20 protein-coding genes and 3 pseudogenes are annotated in these 20,489 nt (G+C 70.1%); 14 read left to right on the top strand and 9 right to left on the bottom strand.

What is annotated here, in order from left to right:
• The first annotated feature begins 55 nt into the window (after positions 1–55).
• The 8 genes from ACK1X7_RS01000 (at position 56) to ACK1X7_RS00965 (ending at position 7,492) form a co-directional block, all read left to right on the top strand.
• Complete coding sequence (locus ACK1X7_RS01000) at positions 56–904, top strand: FAD binding domain-containing protein (protein WP_390794256.1); 849 nt, start codon at positions 56–58, stop codon at positions 902–904.
• Positions 901–3,273, top strand: a complete 2,373-nt coding sequence (locus ACK1X7_RS00995; protein WP_413114510.1) for a xanthine dehydrogenase family protein molybdopterin-binding subunit — start codon at positions 901–903, stop codon at positions 3,271–3,273. The genes ACK1X7_RS01000 and ACK1X7_RS00995 overlap by 4 nt, the downstream gene beginning before the upstream one ends.
• Positions 3,270–3,803: a (2Fe-2S)-binding protein gene (locus ACK1X7_RS00990; RefSeq protein WP_385151844.1), complete on the top strand. Its 534-nt coding sequence runs from the start codon at positions 3,270–3,272 to the stop codon at positions 3,801–3,803. The genes ACK1X7_RS00995 and ACK1X7_RS00990 overlap by 4 nt, the downstream gene beginning before the upstream one ends.
• A 3-nt stretch (positions 3,804–3,806) precedes the next feature.
• Positions 3,807–4,514: an SRPBCC family protein gene (locus ACK1X7_RS00985; RefSeq protein ID WP_413114509.1), complete on the top strand. Its 708-nt coding sequence runs from the start codon at positions 3,807–3,809 to the stop codon at positions 4,512–4,514.
• Positions 4,511–5,173 (top strand): isochorismatase family protein, encoded by a 663-nt coding sequence (locus ACK1X7_RS00980; RefSeq protein WP_390794259.1) that lies wholly within the window; start codon positions 4,511–4,513, stop codon positions 5,171–5,173. The genes ACK1X7_RS00985 and ACK1X7_RS00980 overlap by 4 nt, the downstream gene beginning before the upstream one ends.
• A gap of 37 nt (positions 5,174–5,210) precedes the next feature.
• The gene (locus tag ACK1X7_RS00975) at positions 5,211–6,077 is read left to right on the top strand and encodes an alpha/beta fold hydrolase (protein WP_385151852.1); all 867 of its coding nucleotides are present in this window, start codon (positions 5,211–5,213) and stop codon (positions 6,075–6,077) included.
• A gap of 73 nt (positions 6,078–6,150) precedes the next feature.
• Positions 6,151–6,633, top strand: coding sequence for a MarR family winged helix-turn-helix transcriptional regulator (locus ACK1X7_RS00970; RefSeq protein ID WP_390794260.1), 483 nt, complete (start codon positions 6,151–6,153; stop codon positions 6,631–6,633).
• Positions 6,634–6,712: 79 nt separating this feature from the next.
• On the top strand, positions 6,713–7,492 hold the full coding sequence (locus tag ACK1X7_RS00965) for a maleate cis-trans isomerase family protein (RefSeq protein ID WP_385151855.1): 780 nt from the start codon (positions 6,713–6,715) through the stop codon (positions 7,490–7,492).
• 17 nt (positions 7,493–7,509) lie between these two features.
• Here the strand turns inward: ACK1X7_RS00965 and ACK1X7_RS00960 are convergent, their stop codons facing one another.
• A complete protein-coding gene (locus ACK1X7_RS00960) occupies positions 7,510–8,337 on the bottom strand; it encodes a Gfo/Idh/MocA family protein (protein WP_385151858.1) in 828 nt (275 codons plus the stop codon).
• 47 nt (positions 8,338–8,384) lie between these two features.
• On the opposite strand from ACK1X7_RS00960, the pseudogene ACK1X7_RS00955 reads away from it, so the two are divergent.
• Positions 8,385–9,278 (top strand): annotated as a pseudogene (locus tag ACK1X7_RS00955) (ROK family protein); the annotation flags it as partial.
• A gap of 132 nt (positions 9,279–9,410) precedes the next feature.
• Here ACK1X7_RS00955 and ACK1X7_RS00950 read toward each other — a convergent pair.
• Positions 9,411–9,656 (bottom strand): annotated as a pseudogene (locus ACK1X7_RS00950) (molybdopterin cofactor-binding domain-containing protein); the annotation flags it as partial.
• Between the two features lie 266 nt (positions 9,657–9,922).
• On the opposite strand from ACK1X7_RS00950, the pseudogene ACK1X7_RS00945 reads away from it, so the two are divergent.
• Positions 9,923–10,192 (top strand): annotated as a pseudogene (locus tag ACK1X7_RS00945) (transcriptional regulator); the annotation flags it as partial.
• Between the two features lie 63 nt (positions 10,193–10,255).
• Here the strand turns inward: ACK1X7_RS00945 and ACK1X7_RS00940 are convergent.
• From ACK1X7_RS00940 to ACK1X7_RS00930, 3 genes are all read right to left on the bottom strand, one after another.
• Positions 10,256–10,855, bottom strand: coding sequence for a TetR/AcrR family transcriptional regulator (locus ACK1X7_RS00940; RefSeq protein WP_385151861.1), 600 nt, complete (start codon positions 10,853–10,855; stop codon positions 10,256–10,258).
• Positions 10,855–12,402, bottom strand: coding sequence for an MFS transporter (locus ACK1X7_RS00935; RefSeq protein ID WP_390794261.1), 1,548 nt, complete (start codon positions 12,400–12,402; stop codon positions 10,855–10,857). Before ACK1X7_RS00935 ends, ACK1X7_RS00940 begins: the two co-directional genes overlap by 1 nt.
• Before the next feature lie 198 nt (positions 12,403–12,600).
• The gene (locus tag ACK1X7_RS00930; protein WP_385151867.1) at positions 12,601–13,332 is read right to left on the bottom strand and encodes a TetR family transcriptional regulator; all 732 of its coding nucleotides are present in this window, start codon (positions 13,330–13,332) and stop codon (positions 12,601–12,603) included.
• A 41-nt stretch (positions 13,333–13,373) separates the two neighbouring features.
• Between ACK1X7_RS00930 and ACK1X7_RS00925 the strand changes: the two genes are divergently transcribed.
• The 3 genes from ACK1X7_RS00925 to ACK1X7_RS00915 all read left to right on the top strand — a co-directional run bounded on the left by ACK1X7_RS00925 (position 13,374) and on the right by ACK1X7_RS00915 (position 15,865).
• Positions 13,374–14,585 carry an acyl-CoA dehydrogenase gene (locus ACK1X7_RS00925; RefSeq protein ID WP_413116840.1) on the top strand — a complete coding sequence of 404 codons (1,212 nt, stop codon included), beginning with the start codon at positions 13,374–13,376 and terminating at the stop codon, positions 14,583–14,585.
• Positions 14,582–15,466 (top strand): 3-hydroxybutyryl-CoA dehydrogenase, encoded by an 885-nt coding sequence (locus tag ACK1X7_RS00920; protein WP_413114508.1) that lies wholly within the window; start codon positions 14,582–14,584, stop codon positions 15,464–15,466. The genes ACK1X7_RS00925 and ACK1X7_RS00920 overlap by 4 nt, the downstream gene beginning before the upstream one ends.
• A 90-nt stretch (positions 15,467–15,556) precedes the next feature.
• On the top strand, positions 15,557–15,865 hold the full coding sequence (locus ACK1X7_RS00915) for a hypothetical protein (RefSeq protein WP_385157207.1): 309 nt from the start codon (positions 15,557–15,559) through the stop codon (positions 15,863–15,865).
• Between the two features lie 291 nt (positions 15,866–16,156).
• On the opposite strand, the gene ACK1X7_RS00910 is transcribed toward ACK1X7_RS00915, so the two are convergent.
• Together ACK1X7_RS00910 and ACK1X7_RS00905 are read right to left on the bottom strand one after the other, a co-directional pair.
• On the bottom strand, positions 16,157–16,822 hold the full coding sequence (locus ACK1X7_RS00910) for an NAD-dependent epimerase/dehydratase family protein (protein WP_413114507.1): 666 nt from the start codon (positions 16,820–16,822) through the stop codon (positions 16,157–16,159).
• Positions 16,823–16,993: 171 nt separating this feature from the next.
• A complete protein-coding gene (locus ACK1X7_RS00905) occupies positions 16,994–17,578 on the bottom strand; it encodes an SDR family oxidoreductase (RefSeq protein WP_385157214.1) in 585 nt (194 codons plus the stop codon).
• On the opposite strand from ACK1X7_RS00905, the gene ACK1X7_RS00900 reads away from it, so the two are divergent.
• On the top strand, positions 17,507–17,779 hold the full coding sequence (locus tag ACK1X7_RS00900) for a hypothetical protein (protein ID WP_413114506.1): 273 nt from the start codon (positions 17,507–17,509) through the stop codon (positions 17,777–17,779). The genes ACK1X7_RS00905 and ACK1X7_RS00900 overlap by 72 nt on opposite strands.
• 344 nt (positions 17,780–18,123) lie before the next feature.
• On the opposite strand, the gene ACK1X7_RS00895 is transcribed toward ACK1X7_RS00900, so the two are convergent.
• Complete coding sequence (locus ACK1X7_RS00895) at positions 18,124–18,996, bottom strand: putative hydro-lyase (protein ID WP_413114505.1); 873 nt, start codon at positions 18,994–18,996, stop codon at positions 18,124–18,126.
• Positions 18,993–20,327: an MFS transporter gene (locus ACK1X7_RS00890; protein WP_390796110.1), complete on the bottom strand. Its 1,335-nt coding sequence runs from the start codon at positions 20,325–20,327 to the stop codon at positions 18,993–18,995. The genes ACK1X7_RS00895 and ACK1X7_RS00890 overlap by 4 nt, the downstream gene beginning before the upstream one ends.
• Positions 20,328–20,489 lie beyond the last annotated feature (162 nt).

Genomic DNA, 20,489 nt, shown 5'->3' with positions numbered 1-20,489 from the left:
GACACGCACGGAACCGCACACGAGGCGACCCCACGCAAGGGAGGACAGGAATCCCATGAAGCCCGCGCCCTTTCAGTATCACCGGGCCCGTGACGTAGCCGGCGCCGTACGGCTGCTGGCCGAGCTGGGTGACGACGCCAAGGCCATCGCGGGCGGACAGAGCCTGGTCGGAATGATGAACTTCCGGCTGGCCCGCCCGCACCACCTCGTCGACATCGGCGGCCTCCGGGAGCTCGACCGCATGCACCGGGATGCCGACGGCGCTCTGCGTATCGGGGCGCTCACCACCCACCACACGGTGGAGACAGACCCGGCGGGCACACTCGCGCAGGGCTTCGAGGTACTGCGCCGGGCCATGGCCTGGATCGGGCATCTGCCGATCCGTACCCGCGGCACGGTCGGGGGCAGCATGGCACACGCGGACGCCACCGCCGAATGGTGTCTGCTCGCGGTGCTCCTGGACGCCGAGTTCGTCGTACGCGGCCCGCTGGGCGAACGCTCGATCGCGGCCGGGGACTTCTTCCTCGGTTACTACACGACCGCCCTCGCCCCGGACGAACTCCTGGTGGAGATCGTCTTCCCACGGACGGCGCCGCACGCGGCGCTCACCGAGTTCGCCGAGCGACGCGGCGACTTCGCGATCGTGGCGGCGGCCGTGGACCTCGACGTCGTGGACGGCGCCGTACGCGGCGGCCGGGTGGCGCTCGGTGGTGTGGCGGCAGCGGCGATCCGCGTTCCGGAGGCGGAGGCGGTGCTGACCGGCGGCGGCTCCTTCGACGCCTGTGCGTCCGCCGCGGCGGCGGCCGCCGACCCCCCGGGCGACGCGTCCTGTGGCCCGCTCTACCGCAAGGAACTGGTCCGGACCCTGGTCCGGCGCGCCTGTGAGGAGGCGATGTCCCGATGACAGGTCAGGAACAGGGGCGGCCACTGGTCGGCCGGTCGGTCCCGCGCCGGGAGGACCGGCGGCTGGTGTCCGGGCGCGGCCGGTTCGTCGATGACATCGCCCTGCCCGGCATGCTGCACGCGCAGTTCGTGCGCAGCACGGTCGCGCACGGCGAGATCGTGTCCGTGGACCTGTCGGCGGTACGCCGTGTCCCGGGCGTCGTGGCGGCGTTCACCGCGGACGACCTGGCCATCGCAGACATCACCGCTCAACTGGGACGGCCCCGGTCGCAGTTCGTGCCGACCGCCATGCCGGTCCTCGCCCGCGACAAGGTCCGCTACGTCGGCGAGCCCCTCGCGATCGTCGTGGGCCTCGACGCCTATGCCGCGGAGGACGGGCTGGAGGCGGCGCATGTGGAGTACGCCCCGCTGCCACCGGTCCTCGGCGAGGAGACCGCGCTCGCCGAGGACGCGGTGCTCGTCCACGCGGAGGCCGCCCGCAACACCCTCGTGGACGTGTCACTCTTCGCGACCGACGGAATCGACGACATCTTCGACGCCGCGCACCGCGTCGTCGAGGTGGACGTCACCACCGGCCGTCAGAACGCGCTGCCGCTGGAGACCCGAGGCGCCGTGGCGCACTGGGACGACCGCGAGGAGCAACTTCTCCTCCAGACCTGCACCCAGGTTCCGCACCAGGTGCGAACGGTCGCCTCGCGCTGCCTGCGCCTGGACGAGCGGGCCGTGCGGGTCGTGGTCCCCGACATGGGCGGCGGCTTCGGCCAGAAGTGCGTGGTCGGACGCGAGGAGATCGCGGCCGCCGCGGCCGCGCTGAGACTCGGGCGGCCGGTGAAGTGGATCGAGGACCGCAAGGACGCCCTGTCCGCGTCCTTTCTCGCCCGCGAGCAGCACTACCGGGCGCGCGCCGCCTTCGACGCCGACGGCCGGATCCTCGCTCTCGACGCGGACGTGGTGTGCGACATGGGCGCCTACTCCTGCTACCCGTTCACCGCGGGCATCGAGCCGCTGATGGCGTCCGCCGAGATGCCCGGCGTGTACAAGGTGCCCGCCTACCGGGTCCGCGGCCGGGCCATCACCACCAACAAGGCGCCGACCGCACCGTACCGGGGCGTGAGCCGCCCGCAGTACGTGATGGTCGTCGAGCGGCTCTTCGAGCGCGCCGCCCGCGAACTCGGCCTGGACCCGGTGGAGATCCGCCGCCGCAATGTCATCACCGACTTCCCCTACACGGGGGTCAACAACATCACCTATGACCCCGGCTCGTATCTGGAGTCCCTGAACCTGTGCGAGCGGGTCGTCAGGGACGAGGGCTGGTACGACACGCGGACCGCGGCAGCGGCCGAAGGACGGCACATCGGCATCGGCTATGCCTGCTTCAGCGAGCGCACCGGTTACGGCTCCTCGGCTTTCGCGCAGCGCAAGATGCAGGTGGTGCCGGGCTTCGACATCTCCGAAGTACGGATGGACACCAGCGGCGCGGTGACGGTCACCACCGGCACGATGAGCCACGGGCAGAGCCACGAGACGACAATGGCGCAGATCGTCGCCGACGCACTCGGCCTCGACATCGCCCGGGTCAGGCTCCACCAGGGTGACACCGACCGTGTCACCTACGGTTGGGGCACCTTCGCGAGCCGGTCCATCACCGTCGGGGGCAGTGCGGTGCGGCTGGCCGCCGAGCGACTCGGCGACAAGCTGCGCGCCATCGCCGCCGCCCTGTGGGACACCGAGCCGGAGCAGGTGGAGCTGGCGGACGGCCAGGTGCGCCGCCGAGGCGGCGACGGTGCCCGTGATGTGCTCACCCACCAGGAGATCGCCGACGTCGCCTACCTCCGGGCGGATCTGCTGCCCAAGGACATCGAACCGGGTCTGACCGCGACCGCCACCTTCGACGTCTTCAACGACGGCACGTTCTCCAACGCCACCCACGGTGTGGTCGTCGAGCTCCACCAGGACACCGGGCAGGTGGAGATCCTGCGATACGTGTGCGTCGAGGACTGCGGCGTCGCGATCCACCCGCAGGTCGTGGAGGGACAGTGCCGGGGCGGGATCGCGCAGGGCATCGCCGGTGCCCTGTACGAGGAGGTGACCTACGACGCGGTCGGCGAGCCGTCGGCCACGAGCTTCATGGACTACAAGGTGCCCACGGCCCACGAGATCCCCGAGGTGTCGATCCATCACCTTGAAACCCCTTGCGCGTTCACGGCCACGGGAGCGAAGGGCGCCGGAGAGGGCGGCACCATCGGGGCGCCCGCCGCCGTCCTCAACGCCGTCAACGACGCCCTGCGGCCCACCGGTACCGAACTCGACCACACTCCCATCACGCCACAGACCGTGCACCGCGCCCTGAACCCGGAGCCCGTTCCATGACCGATGACACCTTCACGACGCCGCGGGAGCCACAGCTCATCGCGTTGAATGTCAACGGCGAGCAGCACGAGGTGATCACCGAAGCCCGCCGCACCCTCGTCGATGTGCTCCGCCACGAACTGCGCCTGACCGGCACCCACGTCGGGTGCGAGCACGGCATCTGCGGCGCCTGCACCGTGCTCGTCGACGACCGGCCCGTACGTGCCTGCCTGATGTTCGCGGCACAGGCCGAGGGCGCCCGCATCCGTACGGTGGAATCCCTCGCCGACGGCAACCGGCTGAGCGACCTCCAGCGGGCGTTCAGCGAGCACCACGCCTTGCAGTGCGGCTTCTGCACACCGGGGTTCCTCATGCTCGCCGAGGGCTTCCTCGCCGAGCGGCCCGAGGCGACCAAGGAGGAGATCCGGGAGGTCGTCGCCGCCAACATGTGCCGGTGCACCGGCTACCAGACCATCGTCGAGGCGATCGACGCCTGTGCGACGGCCCGCCGCCGGGCCTGCGCACGGGCGTGCCACAGCAAGGAGAACTGACCTATGCGGCTCACCAATTCCATTCCGGTCAAAGCCTCACCCGATGACGTCTTCACCTTGATGAACGACGTCGAACGGGTCGCCTCGTGCATGCCGGGCGCCGCTCTCGAAGGGCAGGACGGCGACACCTGGAAGGGCAGCGTGAAGGTCAAAGTGGGGCCGATCACGGCCGCGTACGCCGGCACGGTCCGCTTCCTGGAAGTCGACTCCGAGCACCGGCGGCTGCGAGTCCACGCCCGCGGCGCCGACACGCACGGAAGCGGCGACGCGGAGGCCGAAGTCGTCCTCGATGTGCTGGGCGCGCCCGAGGGCGCGCTGCTCCAGCTCGCCACGGATCTGGTGATCCGGGGCAAGATCGCTCAGTTCGGCAAGGGGGCGATCGGCGCGGTGTCGGAGCGGATCCTGCGGCAGTTCGCGCAGAACCTGGTCGGTCTGCTCGATCAGGAGCATGCCGCCGGTCCCCCCGGTCCGCTGTCCGCGGTGCCCGCCACCCCTTCAGCCACCGCTCCCGCCGCCGCGCACCCCGTCCGCACCTCGGCCGCTCCCGCTCGGCAATCCGAACTCGACGGCCTGTCCATGGTGTTCGGCCCCGCCGCCGCCAAGTACGGGATGCTCGCCGGGGCGTTCGCGTTCGGTCTCGTCCAGGGCCTGCTCGTCGGCCGGATGCGCGCCCAGTCACGCGAACTGCGCGCCCTGCGGAGGTCGTTGTGAGCCAGGCGAAGTACGGGCAGGACACGGAACGCACCTACGACCGGGCGGGCTTCGGCGCGCCGGTCCGGCGCGGCGCCCGGCCGGCGATCGTCGTGGTCGATCTGACGCGCGGGTTCACCGAGGACCGGTTCCCGTCGGGGGCCGATCTGACCGAGGTGGTCGGTGCGACGTCCGCCCTCATCGAGGCAGGCCGTCCCGCCGGAGTGCCGGTCGTGTTCACGACCATTGCCTACACCGCGGTCGAGGCGACCGGAGACGCGGTGACCTGGCTGCACAAGGCGCGGGGCATGCGGGCCCTGGTCGAGGGCGGTGAGGAAGTCACGATCGATCCACGGCTGCCGCGTGCGGCACGGGACCACGTGATCGCCAAGAAGGGCGCTTCCGCGTTCTTCGGCACGACGCTGGCCTCCTTGCTGACCGGGCTCGGCCGCGACACCGTGCTCGTCTGCGGGGCTACGACCAGCGGCTGCGTGCGGGCCACCGCGGTCGACGCCGTGCAGTGGGGGTTCTCGGTGCTGGTTCCGCGCGAATGCGTCGGCGACCGCGCGGCGGGTCCTCATGAGGCGAACCTGTTCGACATCCAGGCCAAGTACGGCGACGTGATCGACCTCGAGGACGCCACCACCTACCTCTCAGCGCTCCCGGGCGCAGCGTCATGACCTTGCCCTACCCGCACCACCCGCCGTTGGAGGCCGCATGACCCCGCACCCGCACCCGTCCCAAGCTGCCCGCCGCCTGCCGCAGAGCGCGCTCGCCGATCTCGCCGATGTGCCCGCCACGAGCCGCTGGGTGCGCTCGGGCACCACCCGCCTGCACGTCCTCGACTACGGCGGCACCGGTGTCCCGCTCCTCGTCCTGCCCGGCATCACCAGTCCCGCGATCACGATGGACTTCGTCGTGCGTGAGCTGACCGACCTCGTACGTCCGGTGGTCGTCGACGTCCGCGGGCGCGGGCTGTCCGACGGTGGCGGCGACTACGGCCTGGAGGAGTACGCCGAGGACACGGAGGCCGTCGTCATGCGGCTCGGGCTCGACCGGCCGGTGCTGTTCGGGCATTCCATGGGAGCGCGCATCGCCGCGGTCACCGCGGTGCGGAACAAGGTCCCGCTGCGGGGCACGGTCCTGGGCGACCCGCCCATGAGCGGCCCCGGGCGCGGACCCTACCCGACACCCGTGGACGCCTTCCTGGACCAACTGGCCCAGGCCGTACGCGGCACCACCGCCGCCGAAGTGGCCAGGGCATGGCCACGGTGGCCGCACCGGGAGCTGGAGTTGCGGGCCCGGTGGCTGGCCAGTTGCGGCGAGGAGGCCATCACGGCCACCCATCGCGGTTTCGAGAGCGAGGACTTCTTCGACTGGTGGCCCTCCGTACCCGGCCCCACGGTGCTGCTGCACGGCGCGGACAGCCCCGTCGTCACCGAGTCGGGCGCGGCGGAGGCGGCCCGGAAGAACCCCACGGCCTCACTGAGCCGGATACCGGACGCCGGCCACATGCTGTTCTGGGACAATCCTCCCGCCGCCCTCGCGAGTCTGCGGGAAGCACTGCGCCCGATGCTCGCCTGACCGGTGGCCCCTCGATTCCCAGCCACTCGAACCCCCCGCCGGGGCGATGACACGGCGTGCTTAAGTAGGCGCCATGGCTGACGAAACCGCACCCCCGACGTCCGCGCGGCCCCGGCCACCCGCCGCGCTGACGACCGCGCCCGGGTACCAGGTCCGGCGCCTGTACCAGGCATACCTCGCCGTCTGGATCAGGGCGGTCGACCCGCTCCTGACCGGGCCGCAGTTCGCGGTGCTCCAGGTCGTGGACGCGAGCCCGGGGCACGACCAGCGTTCGCTGGCGTCAGCGGTCGCCCTCGACACGTCGACCATGACGGACGTCGCCCGCCGACTGGAGAAGCGCGGCCTGATCGTCCGCAGAACGGCAGCCGACGACGGCCGGCGCAAACTGCTCTACCTGACGGAGGAAGGCAAACAGACCCTCGACGACGCGAACCGCCGCGCCCGCCTGCTCGACGAACAGCTCCTGGAGCCGTACGGACCACAGCAGCGCGACGACATCACGAACCTGCTCGCATCCCTCGCCGACCACTGGGAGCAACTGACCCAGGACGGGTGAACCGCCGTGGCACGGCAGGCCACGGGAATGGGCCCCGGGACGTCGGCGAGCCCCGAACACCGGACAACCGGAGGATTCCGTGACCGATCACCACGTCGGCCTGATCGTGCCCAGCTCGAACCTCACCATGGAAAAGGAGTTGCCCCGGATCATGCGGCTGCGCGAGTCGGCGGCCCCCGAGGACCGGTTCGTGTTCCACAGCAGCCGGATGCGCATGCAGCATGTGACCCCCGAGCAACTGCGCGCCATGAACGCGCAGACCGAGCGTGCCGCGCTGGAACTCGCCGACGCACGGCCGGACGTCGTCGCCACAGCCTGTCTCGTCGCGATCATGGCCCAGGGCACCGGGTACCACTGCACGGCGGAGGACGAGATCACCACGGTGCTGCGCGCCCAAGGCGCACAGGCGCCCGTGGTGTCCAGCGCGGGTGCCCTTCTCGACGGCATCAAGGCACTCGGGGCCAAGCGGGTCGCGATCATCACGCCCTATATGAAGCCGCTCACGGGGCTGGTCGCGAACTACATCGAGGACGCGGGCATCGAGGTCGTGGACGCGCTGAGCCTGGAGGTACCGGACAATCTTGCCGTGGCCCGGCTGGACCCGGCGGATCTGCTCGACCACTGGCGGCGCCTGGACCTGTCACGTGCCGACGCCCTCGTACTGTCGGCATGCGTCCAGATGCCGTCACTGCCGTCGATCCAACCGGCCGAGGACGCGGTCGGCCTGCCCGTCCTGTCCGCGGCCACCGCCACGGCGTACCGCATCCTCGTCGAACTCGGCCTGCCCCCGCATGTGCCGGGCACTGGCAGTCTCCTCGGCGGCCGTCTTCCCGCCCCCACCGGTAGCGCTCCGGAATAGCTTCATCTGAGCTGGTCCTACCGTAAAGGCGTGGGTCCGGGCTCGCCCGGCTTCTCCGTTTCCATGGTGGCCGCTGCGTCGGCGACAGCGATCTCGGTCCAGTCGCCGGTGGCGGCGCTGTGCAGCAGCGCGTCGATGATCTCGATGGACCGCAGCCCGTCGTCGACCGTGGGAAGTCCGGTGCGCCGTTCGCCCCTGACGGCGGCGTAGGTGTCGGCGCAGAACGCCGCGAACGCGTCGGGCCATCCCTGCGGGTGACCGGGTGGTACGCGGTTGAGTCGTCCCTGGTCGCCCGCGACCTCACCTTCACCGCGACGGACGAGCGTGGCACCCCGCTCGCTGCCGAACCAGACGGATTCGGGCTGCTCCTGGTCGAAGACGGCCGACCTGCGCGAGCCGTCGAGCTCCAGCCACAGCCGGTTCTTGCGGCCGGCGGAGACCTGCGAGATGACGGTGTTGGCGAGCACGCCCCTTTCGGTGCGGAACGTGGCGACCGCGATGTCCTCGGTCTCGACGGGCGCGCGCTCGCCGTGCGCATCGCCGCTGAAGGAGGGGCCGGAGGCAACGGGTCTGGTGGGATAGGCGATGGAGGTGCCGGCGGTCACGGCGGTGAACCGCTCGCCGGAGACGAACTCGGCCAGATCCGCCCAGTGCGATCCGATATCGGCGAAGGCGCGCGACGCGCCGCCGGTGCGGGGATCGACCCTCCAGGTCGACGCGTCGGGGGACACGAGCCAGTCCTGCAGATAGGAACCGTGCACGAGGAGCAGTTCGCCCAAGTCGCCCGACTCCCGACGGCTGCGAATCTCCCGCACCAGCGGGTGGTACCGGTACACGTACGGCACGGTCGCGACCGTGCCGGCGGCACAGACGGCGGCCGCCAGCTCCCCGGGTCGAGGAGCTGTTCGATGGTCTCCTGGCGGACCTTCCGCGCGATGCGCCTGCCCTGTGGGGCATCGGTATCGGCGTGCTGGGCCCCGTCGACGCCTTGGCAGGTTGCCCGATCCCGCTCAGCCTGCTGGAAGGGTGGGGCGGATACCCGGTCCGCAAGCGGCTGGCCGAGCGATTCGAGGTGCCTGTATGGGTGGACAACGAGGTCAATCTCATGGCTCTCGGCGAGTATCGAGGCAACCCCGGGCACGATGCGGACGATCTCGCCTACGTCAAGCTCGGCTCGGGTGTCGGTGTCGGCTTGATCTCCGCCGGCAGGCTCACCCGCGGCGCCCGGGGCAGTGCCGGAGAGATCGGCCACGTCAGCGTCGTCGACGACCCCTCCGCGCTCTGTCGATGCGGTTCCACCGGCTGCCTCAATCTGTACGCAGGAGGAGGGTTGCTCGCCGATACCGCCTCCGCCGCCGCCCGCGCCGGGCGCAGCCCGGCATTGGCCGCCCGACTCGAAGCCCACGGACAGATCGATGCACGGGACATCGCCGAAGAAGCACGTGCGGGAGACCAGTACTGCGTATCGCTGCTGACCCGAGCCGGGAACATGATCGGACGGGCGCTGGCCTCTCTGGTGAACATCACCAATCCGTCCCTCGTGCTCATCGGGCGGTGGCGTCGCCAACAGTGGAGACCTTCTGCTCGCTGCCATTCGGAAGGAGGTCTGCCGTCTGACGTTCCCCTCCGCCGCTCACGACCTGCGGATCGAGGTGTCTCCGCTCAGCGATCGCGCCGGCCTCGTCGGCGCCGCCTTCATGGTCGTCGACGAGCTGCTGTCCCCCGCCCGGCTCCCGCGTTGGATCGACGCCGGTTCGCCGGCCGGGCTCGCGGAGGTCGTGCATAGCTGACCGGGCGCGCTGGGGAAGACATGGCCATCCCGAAGGTGGCCATGCCATGCCGGAACGTGACCTGCTCGCGCGGCACGGCCGGGCTCGGCAGCCCGCGCGTCGTCACCGCTGCCCAGGGGGAAGCTCGGAGCAGCGCTGGCGCCCACGATCCGGCCGTCGCGGTGGTCGGTGACCGTGTGCTCCGGCAGCGCCATACCGATACCGCCGGTCATGGCGCCGATGGCCTGGCTGTCGGCCGGCTTGGGGCTGATGATCCGGCCGGCGTCGAAGTCGCCGAGCATGCGCCGTACCCGCACCAGGCCCAGGCGGGCGTCCACACCGACCTCGGCGAACACCGCGCCGTAGGCGTACATCGAGGACCGGGACCGACCCGGGGTCCAGGAGCCGAGTCGCCGTCGCGGGGGGAGCGGGGGGCCTGGGATTGCGGCGACTCCATTGGGCGACGGTGGCGTGGAGCTCCATCGCGTTGTGATGGTTGCGGGCGGGCCGGTAGGTCATCTCCAGCCGGACGGGCGCGTCGCGCAGGGCCGCCTCCGCGTCGCCGCGCGAGTAGGTCCGGGGCTCGCCCGCCGCCGCGGCATCGGTCAAGTCGGTGGTGGCCCGTCCGGCGTCGTGGTCGACCTTCACCAGGGTCGCGGCGAGCCCGGACTTCGCCAAGTCGTGGGAGCGCTACGACGTCATCGGGCGCAAGAGAGTGCAGAAGACCTTCCACCACCCCCAGATCGGCGTCCTCACCCTCAGCGGTCAGAGCACGCACCTCGAAGGCACTCCGGGACAGCGCCTCGACGTCTACACCGCCGAGCCCGGCACCCCCGACCATGACGCCATGCTGCTGCTCGACCTCGCCGCGCCCCAGCTCGTCGAGCACCCGGACACCACGCGCGAACAGCGACGGCGCTCACAGTCCTGACCAGCGTCATGGACAGCACTCGTGGCGTGGGGTCAGACCGTACTGCTCCTTCTCGACGGCGGATTATGGGCCGTGCGGAGCCTGCTCCGTGTGTGCCTGCACGGCGGCCTCGAGGATGGCGCCGATCGCCTCGGGGCTCATGGCCGACAGTCCGTCGAAGAGGTTGCTCGACCGCAGGGCGATGACGCCGATGAGGCAGGAGATCAGGACTTCGGCCCGGCCGACGGGATCGTCGGCGCCTTCCGCCGCCAGTCGGTTGGCGAGAGGTGAGATGAGCCGGGTGCGCATCTCGTCGGCCGCGGAGGCGCGTACTTCCGGGGCGCTGCCCCGGGAGAGAAGCGCCTGGACGAGCGGGCCCGGTGCCCCTCTGCGGTCCGCTCGGTGCAGTGCGTACGCGGTGAAGGCTCCCAGGTCCAGGGTCTGTGCCGGGGCGCTGACCTCACGGCTGTCCTCGGCCACGGCCGACCTGTAGACGGCGGCCTTGTTGCCGAAGTACCGCGCGATCAAAGAGGCGTCGACACCAGCGCGCTCACCGATGTCCTTCAGCGTCACGGCTTCGTACCCGTGGCGGCCGAACAGATCGCGGGCGGCGGTGAGCAAGGCGGCACGCGTGGCGTCCGAGTCTCGCTTCTTGCCACGTGAGCGATCCGTCTCCGAGCCCATCAAACGTCCCTTCCGGCCTGGTTCCCGTCACTGCGGGGAACCACGGCGGACGATACCCGACCGGGTCCCGCCGACCGTGTGCCGGCGGCCGGGCCCCCTGCCGCCACGGCGGGCGCCGCATCGGAGCGGGTGCTTCGGCGCGGCGGAAGGACGACGGCGGCGATGACACCGAGGAAGGACGCGGCCGCGGTCACCAGGAAGGCCGTGGTGTAGGCGGTGCCGCGGGGCAGGTCGCCGCCGGCCGGAGTGTAGGCCAGCATGATCGCGGAAATGGCGGCGCTGCCCATGGAGCCGCCGACCGTTCGCAGTACCTGGTTGAAACTGGTGGCGCTTCCGGTTTCGGACGGCGGTACGTGTCGCACGATGAGCAGGGGCATGACCGCGTACGCCGCCCCCACGCCGTTGCCGAGCAGAAACGTGCCGAGGACGAGGACGGCCACGTGGTCGCGACAGAAGGCGAGCAGGACGAGGTCGACGCAGACCACGAGAGCGCCCAGCGGAAGCACGCGGTAGAGCCCGACCCGCGCCACCAGAGCCGAGGCGACACGGTTCGCCGTGAGGCTGCCCAGCGACAACGGCATCAGAACGAGGCCGGCAGCGGTGAGGGACAGGTGGAAGCCGTATCCGGCAGCGGCGGGGACCTGGGTGTAGAGGTTGACCAGGGACAGCACGCCGTACATGCCGATGCCCATGAGCAGGGCCGTCGTGTTGGCGGCCAGGACCGCGCGGTTGCGGATCAGCCGGATGTCGACCAGAGGGTGCCGTGCGCGCAGGGCCTGTAGCACCCACAGGGCGAGCACCACGAGACCCGCACCGAAACAACCGAGGGTGGCGGCCGAGGACAGGCCCCAGGCCACACCTCGGCTCAGGGCCAGCAGGATCACACCCAGCCCCGAACAGAGCAGCGCCGCCCCCGCCACGTCGAGCGGACGTCGCGGAACCGATGAACCCACGGGCACCACCCACGACACCACCACCAGAGCGAGGGCACTGAGGAGCGCCGCGAACCAGAAGCCCGCACGGTAGTCGAGATGCTGGGCGATGATCCCCGTGACGGGGTAGCCGAGTCCCGCTCCGACCGATGTGGTGATGGAGAGCGAGGAGATGCCGGAGCGCATGCGCTCCTTCGGAAGGTGGTCGCGGGCGACGGCGATCGCGAGCGGCATCAGGCCCATCCCGAGACCTTGCAGGGCGCGTCCCACGAGCAGCAGCCCGAATGCGGGGGCGGTCGCCGCCAGGACGCTTCCGGTGAACACGCCGGCCAGGGCTCCTTGGATGGCCCCGCGCCGGCGCGGCCCGTCCCCGAGTCGGCCGAGGACAGGGCCGGATATCGCCCCGGCCAGCAATGTCACGGTCAGGACCCACTGGGCGGCGCTGAGGGACACATGCTGTTCGCGGGCGATGGTCGGCACCATCGGTGCCCCCAGTGTGCTGATCACGGACACCGACAGGGCCGTGAACATCAGCGAGGGCAGCAGTATCGGCGGACGCCCCGCGCGGCCGCGGAGTCGCTTGCGCGGGCGGGAGTTCTCGCGGCTTCCGATCATGCTGTGGGTTTCCTCCGGACACTCGCATGGCTGCATGTCATTGATGGATGTCATCGAGCAATGACAAAGCTATCCGGTGATTGTTTCACCGTGATGCCAAGGCGGCACCCCGCCCGTGATCGAGCCGGGCGGGGCTGAGGGGTGTGGTGAGCTCTGCCGCGTACGGTTCAGGGCACTAAGTACCCTCCTTGAAGGAACTCAGTGCCCTCTCTGTTCTTCCCGCCGCACTTCGTCAAGGCGCTGGATGATCTGCCACCTCGGGGTGTTGCTCTTCGTGACCAGGACGAGCGTCTCGCCAGTGTCGCTCCATGTGCGATGGACGAGGTCGAGTGCCTGGTCCACGCCCGCGGCCGCGTCGCCGCGGGCTCCGGAGCGCAGCCAGGCGCGCAGGCCGAAGTTGTGTGCGGCCACGACGCTCGCGGCGACCGTGTACGCGCGGACGTCGCCGTCCGGCAGCGTGGCGAACCGGCGTTTGAGGTAGGCCGCGAGGGCGCGCTCGTAGCGCCGCACCACGGACGTTTCGTAGGCATTGAGCGCCGCGACCTTACGGGTGAGCGCGTACCGCTTCACCGAGAACTCGGCGTTCTCCGCGTACATGCGCATGACGAGCCGGGCGGCGCCACAGGCGCGACCGACCGGGTCGGGGTCCTGGGTGCCGTCTTCCAGGTAGCGAACCATGTCGGCAAGGGCTCGTTCGTGATCGGGGAAGACGACTTCCTCCTTGGTGGGGAAGTACCTGAAGAACGAGCGGCGCCCCACGCCGGCGCGGCGCACGATGTCGTCAATGGTCGTGCTGTCGTAGCCGCGTTCGGTGAAGAGTTCGAAAGCGGCCGACACGAGGAGGTCCCTGATGGGGACCTTCTCCTGGTCGTCTGTGGCTGCGGGGCGGCTCTCCCCGCTCCGTCCTGCTCCGCCGTGCTGATCGTTCATGGCCACGAAACTACCGACTCCCTTTTGGCGTGGCACTCCACATGCATAATGAGGGTACTGAGTGCCATGTCTTAGGAGAATCTGTGTCGGACTTCGACCTATATCGCCCGTCCGAGGAGCACGACATGCTCCGGGACGCCGTCCGCTCGCTGGCCGAAGCGAAGATCGCGCCGTACGCCGCCGCGGTGGACGAGGAGGCCCGTTTCCCGCAGGAGGCCCTCGACGCGCTGACCGCCAATGAGCTCCACGCCGTGCACGTGCCCGCGGAGTACGACGGCGCGGGTGCCGACGCCCTCGCCACGGTGATCGTCATCGAAGAAGTGGCCCGCGCCTGCGCGTCCTCCTCCCTGATCCCCGCGGTCAACAAGCTGGGCTCGCTGCCGGTCATCCTCTCCGGCTCCGAGGAGCTGAAGAAGAAGTACCTGGCGCCGCTCGCCAAGGGCGACGCGATGTTCTCGTACTGTCTCTCCGAGCCGGACGCGGGCTCGGACGCGGCGGGGATGAAGACCAAGGCGGTGCGCGACGGCGACTCCTACGTCCTCAACGGCGTCAAGCGCTGGATCACCAACGCCGGGGTCTCCGAGTACTACACGGTGATGGCCGTCACCGACCCCGAGAAGCGCTCCAAGGGCATCTCCGCCTTCGTCGTCGAGAAGGGCGACCCGGGCGTCTCCTTCGGCGCCCCGGAGAAGAAGCTCGGCATCAAGGGCTCCCCGACCCGTGAGGTCTATCTCGACAACGTCCGCATCCCCGCCGACCGCATGATCGGCGAAGAGGGCACCGGCTTCGCCACCGCCATGAAGACCCTCGACCACACCCGGATCACCATCGCCGCGCAGGCCCTCGGCATCGCCCAGGGCGCCCTGGACTACGCCAAGGGGTACGTCCAGGAGCGCAAGCAGTTCGGCAAGCCGATCGGCGACTTCCAGGGCGTCCAGTTCATGCTCGCCGACATGGCCATGAAGCTGGAGGCCGCCCGGCAGCTCACCTACGCCGCCGCCGCGAAGTCCGAGCGGGGCGACAGCGACCTCACCTTCCAGGGCGCCGCGGCCAAGTGCTTCGCCTCGGACGTGGCGATGGAGGTCACCACGGACGCCGTCCAGCTTCTCGGCGGCTACGGCTACACCCGTGACTACCCCGTGGAGCGCATGATGCGCGACGCCAAGATCACACAGATCTACGAAGGCACCAATCAGGTCCAGCGGATCGTCATGGCCCGCAACCTGCCCGGCACCCGGGGGAGCACACGATGAACACGAACGACCCCGTCATACGCAAGGTCGGCGTGGTGGGCTGCGGACTGATGGGCTCCGGGATCGCCGAGGTATGTGCACGCAAAGGCATGGAGACCCTCGTGTACGAGGTCGACGGCGCGGCGCTGGAATCCGGCCGAGGAAGGATCACCCAGTCCCTCACCCGAGCCCTCGAACGAGGCAAGCTGACGGCGCAGGACCGTGACGCCGTCGTGGACGCACTCGGGTTCACGACCGATCTGAACGACTTCGCCGACCGGGACCTGGTGATCGAGGCCGCGCCGGAGGACGAGGCACTCAAGACCGACATCTTCGCCACCTTGGACCGGGTCGTTCTCCGCCCCGACGCCCTGTTCGCGTCCAACACCTCGTCCATCCCCATCATGAAGCTCGGCGCGGCTACTTCACGGCCGGGCCAGGTGATGGGGCTGCACTTCTTCAATCCCGTTCCGGTGCTCGATCTGGTCGAGCTCGTGCCGTCTCTGGTCACCGCCGACACGGCATGGGATCGAATGCGCCACTTCGCTGCCGACGTCCTGGGTCGGCATGTCATCGTCTCCCAGGACCGAGCGGGATTCGTGGTCAACTCCCTGCTGATTCCCTATCTTCTCGCGGCCGTCCGTATGTTCGAGTCCGGATTCGCCGTTGCCCAGGACATAGACGAAGGCATGGTGCGCGGCTGCGCGCACCCGATGGGGCCCCTCGCGCTGGCCGACCACATCGGCCTCGACACGACCCTGGCCGTTGCGGAGTCCCTCTACGGCGAGTTCAGGGAGCCGCTTTACGCACCGCCGCCACTGCTGTCCCGGATGGTCGAGGCCGGCCACCTCGGGCGCAAGGCCGGCCGGGGCTTCTACACCTACTCGGCATCTGCGGCCTGATGATCGCGCTGTACGGATCGTCGACAGCCGCCGCGCGTTTCCGTCCTGTGCAGGGGGGCCTTGTCGCACCCCCGAGTAACACGGTGATGCATGCTGCGCACACCATCCCGCACGGACTTCGCTGGGCGTTCGCTCCAGGAGTCACGGGTCGCCATCGCGGACTACGACGACACCGCGGGCCTTCGGCGCAAGCGGAACGACACCACTCATGGGCGCCGGCCCGGCGATCCCGCCCGCGCCGCGCAGGCCATCATCACGGCCGTGGACTCCGCCGACACGCCGTTCCGGTTGTTGCTGGGCAGTGACGCGGTCAAGGTCGTCGGGGATGAGCTACAAGCCCAGATCGAGGAGCTCCAGGCGTGGAAGGAGACGAGTCTGAGCACCGATTTCCCCGAGTGACGTCCGGCGTTCCGCGCCCCGGCGCCGCTGTGGGCCTCGGAGTCACTCTCCCGAGGCCCACAGTCCTACCGGTCGCGGGCGGCGGTCACGGACGCCCGGCGAACAAGGGGGACGGCCGCTGACTGACTCGTCTGTGAATTCCCGGCTCTTCTCCGGAGAATGGAAGGATTCTGAGCTGCGGTACTCCGTCCGGATCGGCACGATTGATCACGGCATCGCACAGGACCTGCCATCGGTCGGCGGAAGGCAGTCGGCCTGCAATTCCGGTTCCCCACCCCTGATGCCTCGGCCCTATGCGTCGAGTTGGGTGATCTGCTGCGAGTGCAGGATGCGAGATCCGGCACCGTCCAGCCGCGCAACAGCGATCATCGCGCGCCCGAGATGCTCGGTACTGGTCACGTAGCGGGGTATGAGGCGGCGCACGAGTGGATAGAGCCAGGAGGTGAGCCGGTAGAGGAGCCGGTACCAGCTCGTTCCGGAAGTCTCGCCGTGTATGGGCTGGATCCATCCGGGACGGAAGGCGTAGGTATGCATGTCCATGGCCAGCAGGGCATTCTCCGTGCGGCCCTTCACCCGGGCCCAGAAGGTGCGCCCTTGCTCCGTGCTGTCGGTGCCTTCTCCCGACACGTAGACGAATGTCAGCCGAGGATTGCCGGTGGCCACGACCCGTGCGGCTTCCATCGTGTAGGTGTAAGTGACCTTCTCGTACTCCGCGTTGCTGCGCCCCACCGACGACACGCCAAGGCAGTAAAAACACGCATCAGCATCTGCGAGATCCGCTGCGATCGGGGCCAGGTCCTCGAAGTCCGTGTGGAGAACTTCGCGAAGCTTGGGAGCAACGCGGCCAAGTGGCCGTCGCACGATGGCGATCACTTCCGTCACCTCCGGGTCCTCCAGACACGCGCGGAGCACCCCCTGGCCCACCATGCCCGATGCTCCGAAGAGAACTACTTTCATTACGGCTCCTTGGGATTCTGTCCCGGGCGAGGTTCGCCGCAGGCGATGTGCTCGATGCCCTGCGGGGGCTGGGGATCGGCCTGGCCGCCCGCTCCTCGCTGGGGCGCGCCTTTCCCTCCGGCGCCGTCACCGGCCCCGACGACCTCGCCGAGGCCCGAGGTGCAGAGTGTCTCAGGAGTGGAGCATCGCGGTGCCCAGGTCCCAGAGCCGCTTGGCGTTGTCCGTGTCGAGTGCGTAGGGGCGCACGCCGCTGTCGGCATAAGGGTTGGGGTCGGTGTTGAGCTCGGCCTCGTTGCAGTCCTCGAAGTAGCGACCGGTGACGCCTTCGAGTAGGGGGGACGCGGCCACCAGCACCGAGGTCGCGGCACCTTCCTCGACGGTCTTCCAGGTGAAGTTGGCGAAGGCTTCCGCGACCTCCGGTGTCGTGTTGCCCTCCTGGTGGCGCTGGAGTCCGGTGCGTATGCCGCCGGGCATGACCGCGTTGGCGGTGATGCCGTCATCGGCCCACCGCTCGGCCGCTCCGACGGCCAGCAGCACATTGCCGGTCTTGGACTGGCCGTAGGCCGCCCACTCCTCGTAGGGGCGGCGCTCGAAGTGGATGTCATCGAAGACGACCGGGGAGAACAGGTGGCCGCTCGAGCTGAGCGAGACGATGCGCGCGCCACCGGCGGTCGCGAGCGCGTCGTGGAGGCCGAGGGTCAGGTTGAAGTGGCCGAGGTAGTTCTCGTAGCCGCGGGCGGAAATCCGTTCGCGCAAAGCCGCGAGCGACTCGATGAAGCCGTCGGCGCACTGCTGGCGGCAACCGCGGCGACAGGGCTTACGCGATCAGAGGTCGAACCGGACGATGTGGTGGTGTCACTCAGTGGCATCGCCATGGTCGCAGGCGTACTCGAGGATCGCGATCAGCTCGGTCGAGTGCTCGACCTCTTGTATGAGGGGCTGCGTACCCGACCATAAGCAGCTACGCGGACGGCTGCCCACACTCCGCGCAGCGCGCAGTCGGCGCTGGGGTCCGTCTTCAAACGGATCTTGCCCAGAGCAGGAATGAGGCGAGTGCGACCGCCGCTTCAGTGGCGCCGGACAGTGCGCTTGCGTCGAGTTCAGTCGGCGACCGCGATGGACACCGTCCCGGGCGGATCAGGTAGCGGTTGCAGGGGGGCGGAGCCGCAGGCGGTGAGGCGTTGCGTGTCGGGGAGACGCACCGGCCTCGGAGCGGCCTGGAGGGGGAAGCGCCCGGGCTCGCTGCCGAGGGTCTGGTAGACGGTGCTGATCGCGTGCGGTGTGGCGACTTCCTTCCGCGGCTACCGCGGCACCCGCCGTGGCGCCCCGTCGGGCACCTCCGGCTCCGGGCCCGCGTCGACGGTGTGGTCGAATACGAACATGTGGCCCGGGTAGTGGGCGATGGTGTACGGCGCCCGTGTCGCGGGGAGCGCCAGTTGCGGTGTCACCCCGCAGGCCCAGAACACCGGGACGTCGCCCTCCTCGATGACGGGGGAGGGGCCGAAGTCCGGCCGGGCCAGGTCGGCGATGCCGAGCGTCGCCGGATCGCCGATGTGCACCGGCGCCCCGTGCCCGGCCGGATAACGGGCGGTGATCTCGACGGCGCGCGCCACCAGCCGGGCCGGTATCGCGCGCATGCTGACCACCAACGGTCCGGACAGCCGCCCGGCGGGGCGGGTGGCCATGTCGGTGATGTAGACGGGCGGCGACGCCGACTCCGGCGCGTACCGGACCGGGACACCCGCCGCGCGCAGCGGTCCCTCGAAGGTGTGGCTACAGCCGAGGAGGAAGCCGACCGCGTCCGCGCGCCAGTGGGCGGTGATGTCATGTGGTTCGGCGGTCAGTTCGCCGTTGTGCCAGACCCGGTAGCGCGGCAGGTCCGTCCGCAGGTCGGCGACCGTGGTGCCGAGCCGCACCACCGGGTCGCCGGGTTCGGTGACGGCGAGGACGGGACAGGGCGCGGGGTTGCGGGTGCAGTACAGCAGGAAGTCGAAGGCGAGGTCGCGCGGGACGATCACGAGGTTGGCCTGCTGGAAGCCGTCCAGCAGACCGGCCGTGGGCCCGGTCCACCGACCGTCCGCCACCAGGCGCCGCAACGCCGCCGGGGTGGCGGGGACGTCCCCGGGAAGGCCATCTCCACAAGGGGCGGGGCCGGGCCGCACGGCGGCCGTCATGCCAGTTCCCCGTGGCTGGACTCGGTGACGGTGCGCAGCGTCAGCAGGGCGACGGCCACGGCCGCCATCAGCAGGAAGCCCGGGGCGAGCAGACTGCCGGTGGCCGAGATCAGCCAGGTGGCCAGATAAGGGCTGAGCCCACCGCCGACGATGGTGCCGATGTTGAAGCTGAACGAGAGCCCGGTGTACCGCACCCGGGTCGGGAACATCTCGGCGTACGTCGGGTACGTGACGGACTGTACGACCGGCATCGGCAGGGCCAGCACCACCATGGCCGCGACGGCGAGCGGGAAGCTGCCCAGCCCCATGACCAGCATGGCGGGGAGGACCAGGATCGCGTATCCGGCGAAGCCGACGGTGATGAGCCGCTTGCGGCCAAACCGGTCCGACAGCGCCCCGCACACCGGCATCAGGGCGGCCACGAACAGGCTGATTCCGCCCATGATCCAGAAAGTGGAGTCCTTGGGGTAGCCGAGGTCGGTGGTCAGGTAGATGTTCATGAAGATCAGGCCGACCCAGTAGCCGCAGTTGGAGCCGATGGCCAGCAGGGTCACCTTCAGCACCGGGCCGCGGTGCCGCGTGAAGACCTCGGTCAGCGGCGCCTTGGCGGTGGCTTGCTCCGACTTCGCCGCGAGGAAACTCTCGGAGTCCGCGAGCCGGTTGCGGGCGATCAGGGCGACCGCGATCAGCGGGAGCGAGAGCAGGAACGGTATGCGCCACCCCCAGGCGTCGAGCTGGCGTTCGCTCAGCGCGGTCGTGGTGACGCCCGCGACCAGTGCCGCGGCTCCGCCGCCGAGGGCCACCCCGACCGGAGTGAAGGCCCCGAAGAAGCCGCGCCGCCCGGCCGGGGCCGACTCGGCGAGGTAGGTGGCCGAACCGGTCACCTCACCGCCCGCGAAGAACCCCTGCACGAGCCGCACCACCAGCAGAGCGGCGGGCGCGGCCATGCCGACGGTCTCGGCCGTGGGCAGCAGCCCGACGGCGGCGGTCGCGCCGCCCATCCCGGTCACGGTGAGGATCAGTACGGGCTTGCGGCCTACGCGGTCTCCGAGCCGGCCGAGCAGAATGCCGCCCAGCGGCCGCATCAGGAACGCGCTGCCGAACACCGCGAGCGTGGCGAGCAGGGCGGCGGTGGGGTCGTCCCCGGGAAAGAAGTGCGGGCCGATGATCACGGCCAGATAGCTGTAGACGCCGAACTCGTAGTATTCGATGGCGGTGCCGGCGGCCGCTGCCAACGCCGCCCGGCGCGGACCGCCCCGCGCCGTGGCGGTCACGGTGGCAGTGGAGGCCGCGTCCCCGGTGTCTTGGGGGGTCGTTGATACGCTCGTCATGGGTTCCTCCGGGTCTGACATGTCCTATGGCCGGGATGTGCTGTCAGTGCCGCTGGTACGGCGCCGGGGGCCCGCACGACGGTCATCCGCGGGACCAGTCCTCCCGCTGATGACCGTCGTCCTTCCGGGCCGGGCGCCGCTCGCCGGTCGGACGGCGAAGAC

The organism is Streptomyces sp. CY-1, from assembly GCF_047218265.1.
Lineage (GTDB): Bacteria > Actinomycetota > Actinomycetes > Streptomycetales > Streptomycetaceae > Streptomyces > Streptomyces niphimycinicus.
Note: the sequence above shows the minus strand (reverse complement) of the source record. Positions and strands in the feature narration are given on the sequence as shown.